The organism is Pelagibacterium sp. H642 (genome assembly GCF_031202855.1).
In the GTDB taxonomy this organism is placed as follows: domain Bacteria; phylum Pseudomonadota; class Alphaproteobacteria; order Rhizobiales; family Devosiaceae; genus Pelagibacterium.
The window spans coordinates 3,416,327-3,433,889 of record NZ_CP101829.1; the positions used below are offsets into that span (position 1 = coordinate 3,416,327).

Here is a 17,563-nt window from a genome sequence, read left to right on the forward strand (position 1 = left end):
TTTACGGTATGAACGCCAACCTGATTCGTCCCTTCTACGCCATGGAACTTATGGCGCGGGCGCAAAAGCTCGAAGCCGAGGGGAGAATCGTGTGTCATCTCGAAATCGGCGAGCCGGGCGGCAAGCCGGCACAGCCAGTGCTCGATGCGGTTCGCGGGTGTCTCGAGCGGCCCATGGGCTATACCGCGGCCAAAGGTATGCCGGCCCTGCGCGAACGGCTCAGCCGGTATTATGACGAGCGCCACGGGGTTTCTGTTTCGCCCGAACGGATCGTGGTGACGACGGGATCGTCGAGCGGGTTCATCCTGACCTTCCTTGCGGGATTTGCGCTAGGGCAGCGGATCGCGGTGACGCGGCCGGGCTATCCGGCCTATCTCAACATCATCGCCTCGCTGAACCTCTCGAGCGTCGAGATTCCGGTTTCACCCGCCAATGGCTGGCGGCTGACCGCTGCGGACATCGAGGCGGCCTACGAGCGCAGCCCCTTCGAGGGCCTATTGGTGGCGAGCCCGGCGAACCCGACGGGGGCTGTGCTGGAGCGCGATGAACTGGAGGCGATCATCGCCATATGCGATCGACTTGGCGTGCGCTTCATCTCCGATGAGATCTATCACGGGCTCAACTATGCCGGGGCAGATGCGAGCGCGCTCGAATTCAGCCAGCAGCATGTGATCGTCAACAGCTTTTCGAAATATTACTGCATGACCGGCTGGCGCATCGGCTGGCTCGTTCTGCCCGAGGATTTGGTGCGCCGTGCCGAGATGATGGCACAGAGCCTGTTCATCTCAGCTTCCACCGTTTCCCAATGTGCGGCACTTGAAGCTCTCGATGCCGGACAGGAGTACGACCGCCGCCGCGATCAGTATGCGGAAAACCGGCTGGTGCTTTCTGAGGGGCTCAAGAAATTGGGGTTCGGGCTGGCCGAACCGTCCGACGGGGCGTTCTACGCCTATGTCGATGCGTCGGCCTTCACCAACGATACCATGGACTTCTGCACGCGCATGCTTGACGACGCCGGTGTGGCGGCAACGCCGGGGCAGGATTTCGACCGCACCGACGGGCACAAATATGTGCGTTTCTCTTACGCCGGTACCCGAGAAGCGATAGAAATGGCGCTGGAGCGGATGGGAGCGTTTCTCAGCTAATCGGTGACTCAGTTTGTCGCAACCGATGATCCAACTCAATGCGCGGTATCCACCTCCCTGTTCCTTCACCGTCTTTCTAATCGTTCAACCACTCGAGTAGGTCTCGGGGATTGGGGCAGGGCTGAGATCGGCTGAGATCAAGCGAGATGCACGAAACCGTATCTGGCACCCAGTTTTGCCGAAAGCCTCAATACCGCCGCAAGAGCCCGACCAACCGGCCCTGCACCTTCACACGGTCGGGGCCAAAAATCCGGGTTTCGTAGGCAGGGTTGGCGGCCTCCAGGGCAACGGCATTGCCCTTCTTGCGCAAACGTTTGAGGGTGGCTTCCTCGTCATCGACGAGCGCCACGACGATCTCGCCATTGCCGGCAGCATCCTGCTTGCGGATCAAAACGGTGTCGCCGTCGAAAATGCCGGCCTCGATCATCGAATCGCCGCGCACTTCCAGTGCGAAATGTTCACCGGCGCCCAGCATTTCCGGCGGAACGGCAATCGAATGCGAATGGGTTTGGATGGCTTCGATCGGCACGCCCGCCGCGATGCGTCCCATGACGGGGATCGACACCGATCCACCATTGTCCGCGCTCGCTGCGACTGGCTTGGCCGGCACCTTGCCCAGGTTCCCTTCAATAACACTTGGCTCAAACTTAGCCTTGCGGCCACCGAGCGAGGGATTCATCGAATCGGGGAGCTTGACCACCTCGAGCGCCCGGGCGCGATTGGGCAGGCGCCTGATAAACCCGCGCTCCTCAAGCGCGGTGATCAGCCGATGGATACCCGACTTGGACTTGAGATCAAGCGCTTCCTTCATTTCGTCGAAGGAGGGTGGAATACCACTCTCCTTCATCCGCTCATGAATGAACATCAGAAGTTCGTGCTGCTTGCGCGTCAACATTGTCGGGCCCCTCGGTGGCGTCGAATCGGAACAAATATTGAACTTTTATACGTGTTCCGGTAATGTTCCGCAAGTGTTTCAAGAACATTGCTGCCGGGCTCTCAAGAGCTGGCGCACAAATTCTTCCTTGATGTGTATACGTGCCACGACCTCTGACCAAAGCCGATTGATGATGCGGCCATTCCGCGTGCAGCGGAGATTATCTTGGGTCAGTCATGGCCGGGACGGGAGCAGACAGAGGCCGGCGTCGAGGCTTTTTGTGCTCGAACTCGTCGAGCAGGTAGGCGACGATCACGCTCCTGAGAACACTTGTGGCGTTAGAGCGATCATGCCCCGCCGCGCTTATGATCCAGAGAACGAGTGTGTTCCGAGGCACACCAAGGTTCGCCGCGATCTGATCCAGCGCTTGCCAGAAGATGGCTTCCAGTCTGATTCCCTTGCGCTCGCCCTTAAGGGAGAGCACCCGGAATTCGGGTTCAGCAAGTGCGTCTATCGCCGCTCCGTCGAGCAAATCGGCAATCTCGGAAGTGGGCATGGGTGTCTCGCGCTCTGGTAACAGATGCGGCCTTCCATGTCTCTTGATTGGTGCTTGATCGGTCCCGGACACGCTCCTACCCCCTTCCAAATAGGTGGTGCGCCGTAAGACAATTTACGCGTTGCAAACAAGGATGAACATAGTCGGTAGTCCAAGTAATAATAGCTACTGCCGACGACCAAGATAATCCTATCGATGCGGTCGGATTTGGCGCGTAGTTCGTTTTGATTATTGGAACGTCATCGTTGGGAGCACGAGGGGGAAGGCCTATAGCAGATGCACCTGCACCAGATCGCCAGCACGCTTGCCGGCGCAGTGCTCGTCCTGGACGATGAGTGCATCGGCCGATGCCAGCGAGGTGAGATGCCCGCTATCGGTCTGGCGGATTGGTTCGACTCTGCTGCCATGCTCCGCATCGTGGAGCAACCGGCCACGCATGAAGTGGCGGCGGGGGCCGTTGGGAGGCAACGCGTCCGCCAAGGGAAGATAGAGCGGGGCAGGGGAGCTGCACCCTGCCATGGCGAGCACGGCAGGCAGAACGAAGATGCGCGCCGTAACCAAGGCCGAAACCGGATTGCCCGGCAGGCCGAAGACCATAGTCTTGCCGCGCCGTCCAAACATCAGTGGCTTGCCCGGTCGCATGGCGATGCGCCAGAAGTCGATTTCAACCCCGCTTGCCTTGAGCATGTCCTGCACGAGATCGTGTTCGCCCACGCTGGCGCCGCCAGTGGTCATCAGCACATCCGGCTCGGATGCGAACACATGGTCGAGCACTGTCTTGAGCGCGTCGGGATCATCTCCGACGATACCGTGGTCGGTGACCGCACGCGCGTGGGGTTCAAACAGCGCGCGAAGGCCAACGGAGTTTGAAGACACGATCTGGTCTGGCCCGACGGGGTTTCCGGGCGGCACCAATTCGTCGCCGGTCGCAAGCAGGGCTATTCGGGGGCGCGTCGATACGTTGACGCTCTCCACATTGCCGGCAGCGATCAACGCCAGCCTTTGAGGCGTGAGCAGCGCACCGGATGGGGCAAGGATACTGCCCTCAGCGAAGTCCTCACCCCGAAACCGTATGCTGCGCCCGGGATCGACCGGTTTGGAAAACGTGATCGCCTCACCCTCGGCGCTCGCCTCCTCCTGCATAATCACCGCATCGGCGCCTTTCGGCACCGGGGCGCCGGTAAAGATGCGCACGCATTCGCCGGAACCCACCGTGCCGGCAAATCCCGCTCCGGCCTGTGAAGCGCCGATCATCCTGAGTGCTGTGCCTGGGGATACATCCGCAGCCCGCACGGCATATCCGTCCATGGCGCTCACATCGAATGCGGGATTGAACAGCCTTGCCCTGACATGCTCGGCCAGGTTGCGGGCCGCAGCTTCCGGCAGCGCGAGTGTTTCGGCCGGCAGTGCCGGAACGCCCGAAAGAATGCGAGCGAGCGCCTCGTCGACCGAAATCAAGGCATATCCCGGCGGAAGTCACCCGACTTCCCGCCGCTCTTTTCCATGAGGCCGACATTGGTGATGGTCATGGCTTTGTCGAGCGCCTTTGCCATATCGTAGAGCGTCAGCGCCGCGACCGAGGCGGCAGTGAGAGCTTCCATTTCCACGCCCGTACGCCCCACTGTTTCCACGGTAGCCGTTACCACAATCACGTCAGGCTTTGCGCTGCGTTCGATATCGATGCCGATCTTGGTCACAGGAATGGGGTGGCAGAGCGGGATCAACTCGGATGTCTTTTTCGCCGCCATTATCCCCGCGACGCGGGCTACGGCAACGGCATCGCCCTTTTTGAGCGTGCCCCCGAGGATTGCCTCGACAATCTCATCCGTTGCACGCAGCTCGGCCCCAGCTACGGCGCGTCGCGCGGTTTCGTCCTTGCCTGAGATATCGACGATCCGGGCGGCGCCTTTCTCGTCGAGATGCGTGAGGCGATCGGGCAAGACTCAATCTCCTGTCAGCAAGGCGCGTGTCGCCGCCGCAACGTCGCTCTGCCGCATCAGGCTTTCTCCGACGAGGAAACAGCCGATCCCGGCATTCGCTTGAAGTTGCAGCAGATCCGCATGCGTGAAGATTCCGCTTTCAGACACCAGCAGGCGATCGTCCGGCACCATACCGGCAAGCTCTATGGTGGTCTGAAGCGATACGTCGAAGGTGCGCAGATCGCGATTGTTGATGCCGATGAATTCGACCCCCAGGCCGAGGGCGCGTTCCATCTCCGGCGCGTCGTGCACTTCGACCAACGCATCCATGCCCCATTCGGCGGCGGCCTCGAGCAGTGCCCGCGCCGCGGTGTCATCCACCGATGCAAGGATGATGAGGATGCAATCGGCGCCCCATGCCCGTGCCTCAGCCACCTGATAAGGTTCGAACAGGAAATCCTTGCGCAGCACGGGAAGTGCCGTCGCCGCGCGGGCGGCGCCAAGAAATTCCGGTAGTCCCTGAAACGACGGCGTGTCGGTCAAAACCGACAGGCACGCCGCACCGCCGATTTCATAAGCCTTGGCCAAGGCCGGCGGATCGAAATCGGGTCGGATCAGCCCCTTGGACGGACTGGCTTTCTTGACCTCGGCGATCAGCCCGAATTGGCCGGTGGCGCGCTTGCTTTTCAGCGCATTGACGAAGCCTCGCGGAGCGTTCTGCTCGCGCGCCATGGCGCTGAGTTCAGCCAGCGGCAAGGCGGCTTTGGCCGCCGCGATCTCTTCGCGCTTATAGGCTTCTATCTTGCGAAGAATGTCGCTCATGCCTCCCCCGAAACCGCGATAAGCTTATCAAGCGTGGCCTTGGCCTTGCCGCTGTCGATCGTCTCGGCGCCCAGCGCGACACCGTCGCGAAGGGTTTCGACCTTATCGCAAACGATGAATGCCGCCGCCGCGTTGAGCAGGACGATGTCGCGGTAGGGGCCCGTGGCACCGTCGAGCAGCTTGCGCACCTCGCCCGCGTTGTGTTCGGGATCTCCGCCCACGATGTCGGCGAGAGAAGCGCGGGGCAGGCCAGCTTCTTCCGGCGTCACCTCGAACGAGGTGAGATTGCCACCCTTGATCTGGGAAACGAAGGACGGACCCGTCGTCGAGAGCTCATCAAGCCCGCTGTCGCCGTGGACGACCCAGGCCGACTGCGCCTGATTGGCCAACAGCGCCGCCGCCACCGGCTCGACCCATTCATTATCATAGACGCCCAGAAGGTAGCGCCGCACCCCGGCAGGGTTGGCTTGGGGCCCGAGGAGGTTGAACATGGTCCGCACGCCCATTTCCGCGCGTGTCGGCCCAACGTGTCGCATCGCCGGGTGATGGTTGGGCGCGAACATGAACCCGATCCCGGCTTCGCGAATGCATGTCGCGATCTGCTCAGCGGACAGCTCCAGGCTGATGCCCAGTTTCTGCAACGCCTCGGCTGAGCCCGATTTGGACGACAACGCCCGATTGCCGTGCTTTGCCACCGGAACGCCCGCCGCCGCGACGACGATCGAAGCCCCAGTCGAAATGTTGAGCGTCCCCGCGCCGTCCCCGCCCGTGCCGACTATATCGATGGCGTCGAATGGAGCTTCGACCGGCACCATCTTGGCGCGCAGGATGGAAACGGCCGCCGCGATCTCGCCCACGGTTTCGCCCTTGACCCGCATGCCCATCAGAAATGCGCCGATCTGCGAGGGCGTGGCTTCCCCCGACATGATGATCTCCATCACCTCGCGCATTTCGGTGCCGGTGAGGTCCTTGCCATCCGCCAGCCGGTGGAGCGCTCCCTTGATGTCCATGGCGTCCCTTTCGCTTGGTTTCAGGCGGCGCGGTCGGTATTGAAGTCGCGCGCGATATTGAGAAAATTCTGCAAGATGGCATGCCCGTTCTCCGACGAGATGCTTTCGGGGTGAAATTGCACGCCATGCACGGGCAAATCCCGATGCTGAAGCCCCATGATCTGCCCATCGTCGGAGCGGGCCGTCACCGACAGATCGCCTGGCAAATTCTCGTCCCGCACCACCAGTGAGTGATAGCGCGTGGCCTCGAACTGCTTGTTCAGTCCGCGAAACACTCCACGTCCATCATGGGTGATTGTGGAAACCTTGCCGTGCATGGGTACGGGTGCACGCACCACCTCTCCGCCGAACGCCTGTCCCATCGATTGCAGCCCCAGACACACGCCGAACATCGGGATTTCGCCGGCGAAACGGGAAATGAGCGGCAGGCAGATGCCGGCTTCATTCGGGGTGCACGGCCCCGGAGAAATGACGATCGCTTCGGGCGCCCGCGCGGCCACCTCATCGAGCGTGATCTTGTCGTTGCGCACGACCTCGACCTCCGCACCCAACTCGCCGATATAATGGACGAGGTTGTAGGTGAAGCTGTCGTAGTTATCGATGACGAGGACGCGCATCACTGGCCCACCTTCGATTGACCGGCATAGCGTAGCGCTTCCTCGGCGGCGCTGAAAAGGGCGCGCGCCTTGTTCTCGCATTCGAGTTGCTCGAGTTCGGGCTTGGAGTCTGCAACGATCCCCGCGCCGGCCTGCACATGGAGCTTGCCGTCTTTCAAGATCGCGGTGCGCAGCACGATGCAGGTGTCCATCCGCCCATCGGCTCCGAAATAGCCCACGCATCCGGCATAGACGCCGCGCCGCGCCACTTCGAGCTCGTCGATGATTTCCATCGCCCGCACCTTTGGCGCTCCGGAAACCGTTCCCGCCGGAAAACCCGCCGCCAGTGCGTCGATATTGTCGTATTTGGGGTCGAGCTTGCCCACCACGTTGGAGACGATGTGCATGACGTGGGAATAGTATTCGAGGAAGAACTTGTCGGTGACCTTCACCGAACCGATTTCCGCTACCCGCCCCACATCGTTCCGCCCGAGGTCGAGCAGCATCAGGTGCTCGGAGAGTTCCTTGGGGTCGGCCAGCAATTCCTCTGCCAACTCGCGGTCGCGTTCGGGTGTTGCCCCGCGCTTGCGCGTGCCGGCGATCGGGCGGATCGTGACTTCCCCATGATCGACCCTCACCAGGATCTCGGGACTCGACCCCGCGACGGCGAAATCGCCCATATCGAGGAAATACATGAATGGCGAGGGATTGGTACGCCGCAGCGCACGGTAGAGCGCCGTTGGCGGCAACGTGAAATCGGCTGAGAACCGTTGGCTGAGAACCACCTGAAAGATGTCGCCCGCGGCGATATAGTCCTGAGCCGCGCGCACCATCTTGAAATAATCTTCGCGCGAGGTGTTGGAGGTGACTTCTATCTTTGCGAGGTCGGGGATGTCGCCACCACGGGGAAGGGGACGTTCAAGGCGTGCTATAGCGTCCTCGATCCGTTCATTGGCCGCCTCATAGGCCTGCCGAGCGCTAACGCCTTCGCGCACATAGACCGGCGCTGACAAAAACAGCTCATCCTTGAGCGTATCGAAAACCGCCAGGATCGACGGGCGCATCATCAACGCGTCGGGAACCCCGATCGTATCGGGATTGGCGTCGGGCAGTTCTTCCATGAACCGCACCATGTCATAGCCCAGATATCCGAAAACCCCCGCCGAATTGGCGGGCAGTTCCCTGGGCATGTCGATCTGGCTTTCGGCGATCAGCGCGCGCAGCGCATCGAGCGGCTGGTCGGGCAAGGGAGCGTAGGCTTCCCGGTCGGTTGCCGCCGAGCGGTTGATTTGCGCCTGCCCCTCGACCACCCGCCACAGCAGATCCGGCTCGAGCCCGATGATCGAATAGCGTCCACGCACAGCGCCGCCCTCGACCGATTCGAGAAGAAAGCTGTAACGCCTGCCTTCGGCGAGCTTGAGATAGGTGCCGATCGGCGTTTCGAGATCCGCCACAACGCGCCGGTAGAGCACCTGGCCCTGTCCGGCCTCATAGGTCTTGGCAAAGGCCGTAAACTCGCTGTCGTCCGACATGATCCCGCCTATTGCAGCCCGATCACGCGGTTAAGGGCTTCCTGGTTGATCCTGACACCCAGATCCTGGCGCAGGCCTTCGACGAAACTGGCAAAGATCAGGTCAGCGAAGCTGGTTTCCATCGCCTCGGCCACTTGCGAAGTCGCATCCGCTGAGGCCGGCGTCACCTGCGTCACCTGGAAGACCACCATGCCGCCATTCTGGGTGGGAACATAACCCGCATGCCCTTCGCCGCCCTGGAAGGCAGCCTGGGCCACCTGCGGGTCGAGCCCGGCGCTGGCCGTGTTGCGGGTGAACGGCGAAGACGTCTGTGGCGTCTGTCCGTTTTCGGCGGCGACCGTGAACAGGTCGCTGCCGCTGTCGATCGCAGCCACCATGTCTTCGGCCGCGCGCGTCATCGCCATATCTGTCTGCAGGTCCTGCCAGGCGGTGATGACTTCGGCCCGGACTTCATCCAACGTCTGGTCGCGCGCCGGTTCGATCTCCTCGACCGAGAAAAACACGGTCCGGTTCGATCCCAGATTGATCGCGGGCGTAACGCGCGTATCGGCTGACGCCGCGAACACCGCATCGACGATGGTTTGGGTCGAACCTTGCGGCAACGTCTCGATTTCGGCGAGCGCGGCCCCATCAGCGGTCAAAGCGAGATCATAGACTTCAAGCCCATAGCGCTCGGCCACATCTTCGATCGGCAGGAACGCCGCCCGCGCTTCCTCGATCTCGTCATAGGCGGTCAACAACAGGTCCTGGGCCTTTTCCAGCCGCAGCGCCTGCTCCAGCTCCCCGCGAACATCTTCCAGCGGAGCCTGGCCTTCCTCTTGAATGGAGCTCACCCAGATAGCCCGTTGTCCCTCGGCGCCCTCGATCACGGCATAGCCGTTTTCCTCGAGCCCGAAGGTGGCTTGGGCGACGGCCGCATCGGTGATTTCACCCTGGGCAAAGGTGCCCAGTTCGGTCACCTCGGTCTGCATTCCGGTTTGAGAGACGACGCTGGCAAACGATGCTCCAGCCTCGATGCCTTCGGCAAAAGCCTGCGCCGCTTCCGCGTCGGGCAGCGTCAATTGGTGGACGGTACGGCGTTCGGGAGAAACGTATTGACCGGCAGTACGCTCATATTCGGCGGCGATTTCTTCCTCGGTGACCTCGACGCCGGCCGCCAGTGCCTCAGCGGTCAGGGGCAGGAGGCTCACGTGGCGCGTTTCCACGGTCCGGAATCGAGTCTGATTCTCCTCGAAGAACCGGGCCAGCTCTTCTTCGCTCGGCTCCTCGGTCACCTCGAACAGCACCGGATTGAGCTCGACATATTCGATGGTGCGCTGATCGTTGTCATAAGAGCGCGCGATATCGAGAGCCACCTGCGGAACGTAAGCCCCGTTGAAGATCATCCCCACCTGCTCGCGGCTCGCGGCGCGGCGCTGAAGGTTGAGATATTCGGCCTCGGTCAAGCCGGAATTGCGCAGCATGTTTGTAAATTCGCCGGTGTCGAACAGTCCCATGGCGCTGGCAAAGCTCGGATCCTGCCGCACCAGTTCGACGAGTTTCCGGTCCGACGCACCCAGGCCCAGGTCTCGCGCCAGAATTTCGATCGACGCGTCGTTGGCCAGCCGCGCGATCGCCGCGTTGGGCAGGCCATAGCTGACGGCCTGCTGCGCGGTGGGCGCCATCCCGGTCTGGGCCGCGAACTGGTTGAGCTGCGAGCGGTAGACCTGGTCGAAATCGCGCACCGAAATGTTCTGGTCGCCCACGCGCGCCACGGTATTGGCATTGAGATCCAGAAAAACGCTCGGAATCCCGAAACCGGCCACGGCGATGATAAGCACACCCAGTAGGATTTTGGCGATCCAGCTGCGGCCAAAATTGCGGAGATTGTCGAGCATTGTGGTCCGATCGGTTGAAGGCGGGCACTCGCCTATTGTCTTAGGCGCTGCCCTATGGCGTTCGAGGCGCGCGCATAATAGACAGGGTGCATAAGGCCCTGCAAGCACGCTTGCGGAGGCCGGGTTAAGCCATTCTGATTGTGCGTGCAAGGCGTTGTTGGGGTAGGGATGCAGGAGCAATTGCGGCCGCTGATTGCCGGGAACTGGAAGATGAATGGAACGGGGGCGGCGCTCGAGCAGCTTGCCCACCTCAAAACATTGCTGGAGGAAGCCGGCGAGATCGCCAGCGATGTGCTCATCTGCCCGCCCGCCACCCTCATCCATCGGGCGGCGCAACGCGCCGAGGGGAGCCCCATTCGCATCGGCGGGCAGGATTGCCACGCCAAGGTCAGCGGCGCTCATACCGGCGATGTCAGCGCCACCATGCTGTTCGACGCCGGAGCTTCTCACGTTATTTTAGGCCATTCCGAGCGTCGCGCCGACCATGGTGAAACCAGCGCCATGGTGAGCGAAAAGGTGCAAGCAGCGCTGGCGGCCGGTCTGGTCCCGATCGTGTGCGTCGGTGAAACTGAAGCCGAACGCGAGCAGGGGCGGGCGAATCAGGTGGTGGCCGAGCAGCTCGCCCAATCGCTTCCCGATGATTTCGGCAACACCCAGATAATCGTCGCCTACGAACCGGTTTGGGCCATCGGCACCGGTCGCACCCCCAATATTGGCGATATCGCAGAAATGCACGCCCATATGCGCGCGCTGCTCGTCGAACGGTTCGGCGCGGCGGGAGAGGCGGCACTTCTTTTATATGGCGGCTCGGTAAAGCCCGACAATGCCGGCGAAATCCTCAGGACCGCCAATGTCAACGGCGCGCTCGTGGGAGGGGCGAGCCTTCTGGCCAACGACTTCTTTTCCATCATCGTTGTCGCCTGAAGCAGTTGGGGAAAACTGTGGCGTTCTGGGGCTGGCCAATGCCGATCTTTGCGTGTAGAACGCCGCCCAACGCGATGCCTGTGCAAAGCCTTGCTCCACGTCCCGCCGGACGGGCAGGGCTTGAGTTGTTAAGCACCATAAATGTCAGGGTATTGCGCCAACGGCGCCTGGCTCCCATATGCCGCGCCGAGGCGTGAGTTGTTAAAGGACGAACCGTTACATGGCCACAGTACTGATTGTCGCCTATCTGTTGATCGTGATCGCCATGATCGTCGTGATCCTGCTCCAGCGGTCAGAAGGCGGCGGCCTCGGCATGGGCGGGGGCGGCGGCGGTGGCTTTATGTCCGCTCGCAGTTCGGCCAATCTGTTGACCCGCACCACGGCGATCCTTGGTACCCTCTTCATGGTCACCGCGATCGGCCTGACCATCATCAGCCAGTCCGACCGCAGTGCGTCCTCGATCCTGGATCAGGCAGCCCAGAACCCCGACGGCAGCCCGGCAACCGTTCTCGACGCGCTCGATGCGCTGGGAACGGGCAATGACGATCTTTCCGTCCCGGCTGAGCCTGCTGCTGAAAATGAGGACCTCGCCGCGCCGGCCGCCACCGACGAGGCCGCTCCTGCGGCAGAGCCGGACCTGACGGCCCCCGCGGCACCGGCCGAGCCGGCCGCCGAGGAACCTGTTGTCGACGCGCCTGCCGAACAAGCCGAGCCTGCGCCCGCTGACGCGGAAGAGGCGCCTGCAGCTCCGGCCGAGCCGACGACGACTGACGAACCTGCGCCGGCGGCGCAACCGACAACCAACCCCGGCAACTAAATCCGCCGGACAGGTTTCAAAGATTGGGGATGGAGACATCCCCTTCTTTTTTGTGTGGGCGCGGCAATTTCGCGCTTCGAATCGAAAGCGGCATATGTAAGGTAAAAGTCCATGGCTCGGTACGTTTTCATCACCGGTGGCGTGGTTTCCTCGCTCGGAAAAGGTTTGGCTTCGGCGGCTCTCGGCGCCGTGCTGCAGGCGCGCGGTTACAGGGTGCGGCTGCGCAAGCTCGATCCCTATCTCAACGTCGATCCTGGCACGATGTCGCCCTATCAGCACGGCGAGGTGTTCGTCACGGACGACGGTGCGGAAACCGATCTCGATCTGGGGCACTATGAACGCTTCACCGGACGTTCTGCCAATCAGCAGGACAACGTCACCACCGGGCGCATCTATTCAGACATTCTGGCCAAGGAACGCCGCGGCGACTATCTCGGCGCCACCGTGCAGGTGATCCCGCACGTCACCGACGAGATCAAGAGCTTCGTCACTTCGGGCAATGAGGACTACGACTTCGTTCTTTGCGAGATCGGCGGCACGGTCGGTGATATTGAAGCCATGCCGTTCCTCGAATCCATTCGCCAGTTGGGCAATGAATTGCCGCGCGGCGATGCCGTATTCGTTCATCTGACGCTGATGCCGTTCATTCCGTCGGCGGGCGAACTCAAGACCAAGCCAACCCAGCATTCGGTCAAGGAGTTGCGCTCCATCGGCATTCAGCCCGACATTCTGCTGGTGCGCTGCGACCGTCCCATCCCGGAAGGCGAAAAGCGCAAGCTTTCCCTGTTCTGCAACGTTCGTCCCTCGGCCGTGATCCAGGCGCTGGACGTCTCCTCGATCTATGACGTGCCGATCGCCTATCATGAGGAAGGGCTGGACGACGAAGTGCTTGCCGCCTTCGGCATCAAGGATGCGCCCGAGCCGAATCTGGAAGGCTGGCGCGAGATTTCCCGCCGCATCCACAACCCCGAGGGCATCGTCAACATTGCCATCGTCGGCAAATATACCGGCCTCAAGGACGCCTATAAGTCGCTTTCCGAAGCCTTGGCCCATGGCGGCATTGCCAATAACGTCAAGGTCAATCTCGAATGGATCGACTCCGAGGTCTTCGAGCGTGACGATCCGCAGCCATATCTTGAGGGCATCCACGGCATTCTTGTCCCCGGTGGCTTCGGTGAGCGGGGTTCGGAAGGCAAGATCAACGCCGCCCGCTTCGCCCGCATCCGTGATGTGCCCTATTTCGGCATCTGCTTCGGCATGCAGATGGCGTGCATCGAAGCGGCGCGCAACACCGCGCACATTCCGAAAGCCTCCTCCACCGAATTCGGCCCCACCAAGGAGCCGGTCGTGGGCCTCATGACCGAGTGGGTCAAGGAGAACAACAAGGAACAGCGCGGCGAGGACACCGATCTCGGCGGCACGATGCGTCTGGGTGCCTATCCGGCCCAGCTCGTGCGTGGCAGCCGGGTGGCCGACATCTATGGCACCAACCGCATCTCCGAGCGCCATCGCCACCGCTACGAGGTCAACATGAAGTACCGCAAGGTGCTCGAGGCCAACGGTTTGCTGTTTTCCGGCCTCTCACCGGATGGCACGCTGCCCGAGATCGTGGAGCGTACCGACCACCCCTGGTTCATCGGTGTCCAGTATCACCCCGAGCTCAAGTCTCGCCCGTTCGAACCGCACCCGCTGTTCAAATCCTTTATCGCGGCGGCTGTCGAACAGAGCCGGCTGGTGTAAGGAGGGCAATTCACTCCGGAGGCATGCCGGCCTTGTGTCGGCATCCGGTCGGTGGCAGCGCCGGACGAGTACGCGTAACCTCATATTGCGTCTTCAGGATTTTCTCCGGAGGGCCCCGGCGATAAGCGCGATTCTTTCCATCTCGTCGTCTTCGGGCTTGACCCGGAGACCCGCAGCGCTTCACTGTTCCACCAGAAAGTTCGAGCCCGCGCGTTTCCCATGGCAGAAATCGTCAACCTCCGTCAGGCGCGCAAGGCAAAGGTCCGCGCCGAGAAAGAACAGGCAGCCGAGGCCATTCGCGCCAAATTCGGCCGCACCAAAGCCGAGAGGGACCGGCAGCGCAAGCTATCCGATAAGCAAAACCGCGATCTCGATAGCCACAAGCGCGACTGATCTCTCCGCCAATCCGCGACTTTTCGTCCCGAAACGCTGTTTCAAAAACGTTTGCGTCGAACCGTACCGTGCGGTACTCCACGCCGGCGCTCGGACGTTCTCCTCCCGTTCGCGCGCCCAAAGCGTTGATCATCAACGGCGCCATCCGCTTTGTGCGGCGGCTTCTTCCGGCCGCCGATCAGTCTCGTGCGCCCGGACAAGACCATGTCGACCACCACCACTGCCGCACCCGCTGCGGCGCCGGTCGCGACAGGCAATTCCGCCCGCCGCGTCCTCGCCGCTTCGATGATCGGAACGACCATCGAATTCTTCGATTTCTACATCTACGCCACTGCCGCGGTGATCGTATTCCCGCAACTTTTCTTCCCGGCCGGCGATTCCCTGTCGGCGCTGCTTTCTTCGCTCGCGACCTTCGCCATCGCCTTTTTCGCGCGCCCGGTGGGTGCAGCGATCTTCGGGCACTATGGAGACCGCATCGGACGCAAGGCGACGCTGGTCGCGGCGCTGCTGACCATGGGTATTTCCACCGTGCTCATCGGTTTCCTGCCGACCTACGCCCAGATCGGCGTCGTCGCGCCGCTGCTGCTCGCTCTGTGCCGGCTGGGGCAGGGGATCGGCCTGGGTGGTGAATGGGGCGGCGCGGTCCTGCTCGCCACTGAAAACGCCGCGGAAGGCAAGCGCGCCTTGTACGGCATGTTCCCCCAGCTTGGCGCTCCGGTGGGCTTTTTCCTCGCCACCTGCGTGTTCCTGCTGCTCGCCGAAGTGCTCAGTGAAGATCAGTTCTTCGCCTGGGGCTGGCGCGTTCCCTTTATCGCCAGCGCGCTTCTGGTGATCGTCGGGCTCTTCATTCGTCTGAAGATCTCCGAAACACCCGAATTTGCCAAGGCGATGGAAAAGGCCGAACGGGTCGAAGTGCCGTTTCTCGACCTCTTCAAGCGTCACAAGGTAAGCCTCGTTCTCGGCACCATGGCTGCGCTGGCCACGTTCGTGCTGTTCTACATCATGACGGTATTTTCGCTGAGCTGGGGCACGGCACAACTGGGCTATAGCCGCGAAGAATTCCTCGTCATGCAGATGATCGGCGTGGTTTTCTTCGGCCTTTTCATTCCGCCCACGGCCATCCTCGCCGATCGCTACGGCATGCGTCGCGTCATGGTGCTGGTTTCCGTCGCCATCGGCATTTTCGGGCTGGTGCTCGCGCCGCTGTTCGGCTCGGGCAATGTATTCGGAGTCACCTTCTTCCTCTGCCTTGGCTTTGCGCTGATGGGCATGACGTATGGGCCGCTCGGCACCGCGCTCGCTGCTCCGTTCCCGACGGCCGTGCGCTATACCGGCGCTTCGCTCACATTCAATCTGGGCGGTATTTTCGGCGCATCGCTGGCGCCCTATATCGCCACTTGGCTCGCGACCAGCTTCGGTCTGCACACCGTCGGCTACTATATGATCTTTGCCGCTGTCATGACCCTCGCCGCATTCGCCTTTATGCGCCAGGACAGCGACTGAGCAAAACGAGGAACCTCCGTGGTGCGCTGTCCGTTGACGGCAAAACAAAACCACGGAGGTTGCTCATGCCTACTGCATCCGGCCACACCACGGCCATCCGCGCTACCCGTGCCGTCGGCACTGACGTCTACAATCTCGACGGCCAGAGGATTGGCAAGGTCGAGGATATCGTCCTCGACAAGACCGACAACGCCATCATGTTCGCCGTTGTCGGCTTCGGTGGTTTCCTTGGAATGGGTGAGAAGTTCCACCCCGTCCCCTGGGCCACACTCGATTACGATCAGGACCAGGACGGTTATGTCGTGCCCTTCACCAAGGAAGAACTCGAAGCCGCGCCCGCCGATACCATCAGCGAATTGACCAAGGACGATGGCCTCTATGCGCGGCAGGAAGCCTACTCGTACTATAAGGTCGATCCTTACTGGAATTAGACAGCTCTTATATAAGTTCCGGATAGCGGACGGATGGTGTCATCCGCCCGCATTATTTTTGCGGCAAGCCCTTTCCCACCTCCGGCCGGTTCATTAGTTTGCCGACCGGCATCACCACAAGAAACAAAGGGCGTTTCCATGTCTGCTATCGTTGACGTTATCGGCCGTCAGATTTTCGACAGCCGCGGCAATCCAACCGTCGAGGTCGATGTCGTTCTCGACGATGGCAGCTTCGGCCGCGCCGCGGTGCCCTCGGGTGCCTCGACTGGGGCCCACGAAGCCGTGGAGCTGCGCGATGGCGGCGAGGCTTATATGGGCAAGGGCGTGCTCAACGCCGTCGATAACGTCAACACCCTGATCGCCAACGAAATCGAAGGCATGGATGCCCTCGACCAGATCGCGGTCGATCAGGCCATGATCGAGCTCGATGGCACGCCCAACAAGGGCAAACTCGGGGCCAATGCCATTCTCGGCGTGTCCCTCGCCGTTGCCCGCGCCGCCGCCGAATCGAGCGCCTTGCCGCTCTGGCGCTATGTCGGCGGCCCCAACGCCCGCCTGCTACCCGTACCGATGATGAACATCATCAACGGCGGCGAACATGCCGACAACCCGATCGACATCCAAGAATTCATGATCATGCCGGTGGGCGCGGATTCGATTTCCGACGCAGTGCGGATCGGCACGGAAATCTTCCACACCCTCAAGAAGGGCCTGGCGGCCGGAGGGCATAACACCAATGTGGGCGACGAGGGTGGCTTCGCCCCGAACCTGTCCTCCACCGAAGACGCACTCGGCTTCATCATGAAGTCCATCGAAAAGGCCGGCTACGCTCCCGGCGAGGATGTCTATCTGGCGCTCGATTGCGCCTCCACCGAGTTCTTCGACAACGGCAGCTACAACCTCAAGGGCGAAGGCAAGACGCTGGGTTCGGACGAAATGGTCCGCTATCTCGAAGACCTTACCGCCCGTTTCCCCATCATCTCGATCGAAGACGGCATGGCCGAGGACGATTGGGACGGCTGGAAGGCTCTGACCGAGGCGATCGGCGGCAAGGTGCAGCTCGTGGGCGACGACCTTTTCGTCACCAACACCGAACGTCTCGTCTCGGGCATCAAGATGGGCGTCGCCAACTCGATCCTCGTCAAGGTCAACCAGATCGGTTCGCTGTCGGAAACCCTCGAAGCGGTCGAGACCGCGCACAAGGCGTCCTACACTTCGGTCATGTCGCACCGCTCGGGGGAAACCGAGGATTCGACCATCGCCGACCTCGCCGTGGCGCTGAACTGCGGTCAGATCAAGACCGGCTCTCTGGCTCGTTCGGACCGGCTTGCCAAATACAACCAGTTGATCCGCATCGAGGAGTTCCTCGGCACCTCCGGCCGTTACGCCGGTCGCTCGATCCTCAAAGGAGCCTAGAGAACCGC

17 protein-coding genes are annotated in these 17,563 nt (G+C 61.7%); 8 read left to right on the forward strand and 9 right to left on the reverse strand.

The features are described 5' to 3' along the window. Positions 1-8 precede the first annotated feature (8 nt). Entirely contained in the window at positions 9-1,145 is a 1,137-nt protein-coding gene (locus tag NO934_RS17060; protein WP_375143263.1) for a pyridoxal phosphate-dependent aminotransferase, read from the forward strand. A 187-nt stretch (positions 1,146-1,332) separates the two neighbouring features. On the opposite strand, the gene lexA is transcribed toward NO934_RS17060, so the two are convergent. The 9 genes from lexA to NO934_RS17105 form a co-directional block, all read right to left on the reverse strand. Continuing rightward, positions 1,333-2,040, reverse strand: coding sequence for a transcriptional repressor LexA (gene lexA / locus NO934_RS17065; protein WP_309161183.1), 708 nt, complete (start codon positions 2,038-2,040; stop codon positions 1,333-1,335). A gap of 199 nt (positions 2,041-2,239) precedes the next feature. After that, positions 2,240-2,575, reverse strand: coding sequence for a ribbon-helix-helix domain-containing protein (locus tag NO934_RS17070; RefSeq protein WP_309161184.1), 336 nt, complete (start codon positions 2,573-2,575; stop codon positions 2,240-2,242). Positions 2,576-2,842: 267 nt separating this feature from the next. After that, complete coding sequence (glp, locus tag NO934_RS17075; protein WP_309161185.1) at positions 2,843-4,033, reverse strand: gephyrin-like molybdotransferase Glp; 1,191 nt, start codon at positions 4,031-4,033, stop codon at positions 2,843-2,845. Continuing rightward, positions 4,030-4,515 carry a cyclic pyranopterin monophosphate synthase MoaC gene (gene moaC / locus NO934_RS17080; RefSeq protein WP_309161186.1) on the reverse strand — a complete coding sequence of 162 codons (486 nt, stop codon included), beginning with the start codon at positions 4,513-4,515 and terminating at the stop codon, positions 4,030-4,032. The genes glp and moaC overlap by 4 nt, the downstream gene beginning before the upstream one ends. 3 nt (positions 4,516-4,518) lie before the next feature. Further along, the gene (trpC, locus tag NO934_RS17085; protein ID WP_309161187.1) at positions 4,519-5,316 is read right to left on the reverse strand and encodes an indole-3-glycerol phosphate synthase TrpC; all 798 of its coding nucleotides are present in this window, start codon (positions 5,314-5,316) and stop codon (positions 4,519-4,521) included. Next, positions 5,313-6,326, reverse strand: coding sequence for an anthranilate phosphoribosyltransferase (gene trpD / locus NO934_RS17090; RefSeq protein ID WP_309161188.1), 1,014 nt, complete (start codon positions 6,324-6,326; stop codon positions 5,313-5,315). The genes trpC and trpD overlap by 4 nt, the downstream gene beginning before the upstream one ends. 20 nt (positions 6,327-6,346) lie before the next feature. Beyond that, the gene (locus NO934_RS17095; RefSeq protein WP_309161189.1) at positions 6,347-6,943 is read right to left on the reverse strand and encodes an aminodeoxychorismate/anthranilate synthase component II; all 597 of its coding nucleotides are present in this window, start codon (positions 6,941-6,943) and stop codon (positions 6,347-6,349) included. After that, entirely contained in the window at positions 6,943-8,454 is a 1,512-nt protein-coding gene (gene trpE, locus NO934_RS17100; protein WP_309161190.1) for an anthranilate synthase component I, read from the reverse strand. The genes NO934_RS17095 and trpE overlap by 1 nt, the downstream gene beginning before the upstream one ends. An 8-nt stretch (positions 8,455-8,462) precedes the next feature. After that, entirely contained in the window at positions 8,463-10,331 is a 1,869-nt protein-coding gene (locus NO934_RS17105) for a SurA N-terminal domain-containing protein (protein ID WP_309161191.1), read from the reverse strand. A gap of 168 nt (positions 10,332-10,499) precedes the next feature. Here NO934_RS17105 and tpiA point away from each other — a divergent pair, with 168 nt between their 5' ends. The 7 genes from tpiA (at position 10,500) to eno (ending at position 17,555) form a co-directional block, all read left to right on the forward strand. Further along, on the forward strand, positions 10,500-11,255 hold the full coding sequence (gene tpiA, locus NO934_RS17110; protein ID WP_309161192.1) for a triose-phosphate isomerase: 756 nt from the start codon (positions 10,500-10,502) through the stop codon (positions 11,253-11,255). A 220-nt stretch (positions 11,256-11,475) separates the two neighbouring features. Then, positions 11,476-12,072, forward strand: coding sequence for a preprotein translocase subunit SecG (secG, locus tag NO934_RS17115; RefSeq protein WP_309161193.1), 597 nt, complete (start codon positions 11,476-11,478; stop codon positions 12,070-12,072). A 111-nt stretch (positions 12,073-12,183) separates the two neighbouring features. Further along, positions 12,184-13,812 (forward strand): CTP synthase, encoded by a 1,629-nt coding sequence (locus NO934_RS17120; RefSeq protein ID WP_309161194.1) that lies wholly within the window; start codon positions 12,184-12,186, stop codon positions 13,810-13,812. 219 nt (positions 13,813-14,031) lie between these two features. After that, positions 14,032-14,205 (forward strand): DUF4169 family protein, encoded by a 174-nt coding sequence (locus tag NO934_RS17125; RefSeq protein ID WP_309161195.1) that lies wholly within the window; start codon positions 14,032-14,034, stop codon positions 14,203-14,205. A 204-nt stretch (positions 14,206-14,409) separates the two neighbouring features. Further along, complete coding sequence (locus NO934_RS17130; protein WP_309161196.1) at positions 14,410-15,708, forward strand: MFS transporter; 1,299 nt, start codon at positions 14,410-14,412, stop codon at positions 15,706-15,708. A 65-nt stretch (positions 15,709-15,773) separates the two neighbouring features. Further along, positions 15,774-16,139 (forward strand): PRC-barrel domain-containing protein, encoded by a 366-nt coding sequence (locus NO934_RS17135; protein ID WP_309161197.1) that lies wholly within the window; start codon positions 15,774-15,776, stop codon positions 16,137-16,139. Positions 16,140-16,277: 138 nt separating this feature from the next. Then, positions 16,278-17,555, forward strand: a complete 1,278-nt coding sequence (eno, locus tag NO934_RS17140) for a phosphopyruvate hydratase (protein WP_309161198.1) — start codon at positions 16,278-16,280, stop codon at positions 17,553-17,555. Positions 17,556-17,563 lie beyond the last annotated feature (8 nt).

Excerpts from the sequence above, each read along its gene's own strand:
- NO934_RS17060 (WP_375143263.1), top strand. The coding sequence starts at position 9 with ATGAACGCCAACCTGATTCGTCCCTTCTACGCCATGGAACTTATGGCG.
- lexA (WP_309161183.1), bottom strand. The coding sequence starts at position 2,040 with ATGTTGACGCGCAAGCAGCACGAACTTCTGATGTTCATTCATGAGCGG.
- NO934_RS17070 (WP_309161184.1), bottom strand. The coding sequence starts at position 2,575 with ATGCCCACTTCCGAGATTGCCGATTTGCTCGACGGAGCGGCGATAGAC.
- trpC (WP_309161187.1), bottom strand. The coding sequence starts at position 5,316 with ATGAGCGACATTCTTCGCAAGATAGAAGCCTATAAGCGCGAAGAGATC.
- trpD (WP_309161188.1), bottom strand. The coding sequence starts at position 6,326 with ATGGACATCAAGGGAGCGCTCCACCGGCTGGCGGATGGCAAGGACCTC.
- NO934_RS17095 (WP_309161189.1), bottom strand. The coding sequence starts at position 6,943 with ATGCGCGTCCTCGTCATCGATAACTACGACAGCTTCACCTACAACCTC.
- trpE (WP_309161190.1), bottom strand. The coding sequence starts at position 8,454 with ATGTCGGACGACAGCGAGTTTACGGCCTTTGCCAAGACCTATGAGGCC.
- NO934_RS17105 (WP_309161191.1), bottom strand. The coding sequence starts at position 10,331 with ATGCTCGACAATCTCCGCAATTTTGGCCGCAGCTGGATCGCCAAAATC.
- tpiA (WP_309161192.1), top strand. The coding sequence starts at position 10,500 with ATGCAGGAGCAATTGCGGCCGCTGATTGCCGGGAACTGGAAGATGAAT.
- secG (WP_309161193.1), top strand. The coding sequence starts at position 11,476 with ATGGCCACAGTACTGATTGTCGCCTATCTGTTGATCGTGATCGCCATG.
- NO934_RS17120 (WP_309161194.1), top strand. The coding sequence starts at position 12,184 with ATGGCTCGGTACGTTTTCATCACCGGTGGCGTGGTTTCCTCGCTCGGA.
- NO934_RS17125 (WP_309161195.1), top strand. The coding sequence starts at position 14,032 with ATGGCAGAAATCGTCAACCTCCGTCAGGCGCGCAAGGCAAAGGTCCGC.
- NO934_RS17130 (WP_309161196.1), top strand. The coding sequence starts at position 14,410 with ATGTCGACCACCACCACTGCCGCACCCGCTGCGGCGCCGGTCGCGACA.
- NO934_RS17135 (WP_309161197.1), top strand. The coding sequence starts at position 15,774 with ATGCCTACTGCATCCGGCCACACCACGGCCATCCGCGCTACCCGTGCC.
- eno (WP_309161198.1), top strand. The coding sequence starts at position 16,278 with ATGTCTGCTATCGTTGACGTTATCGGCCGTCAGATTTTCGACAGCCGC.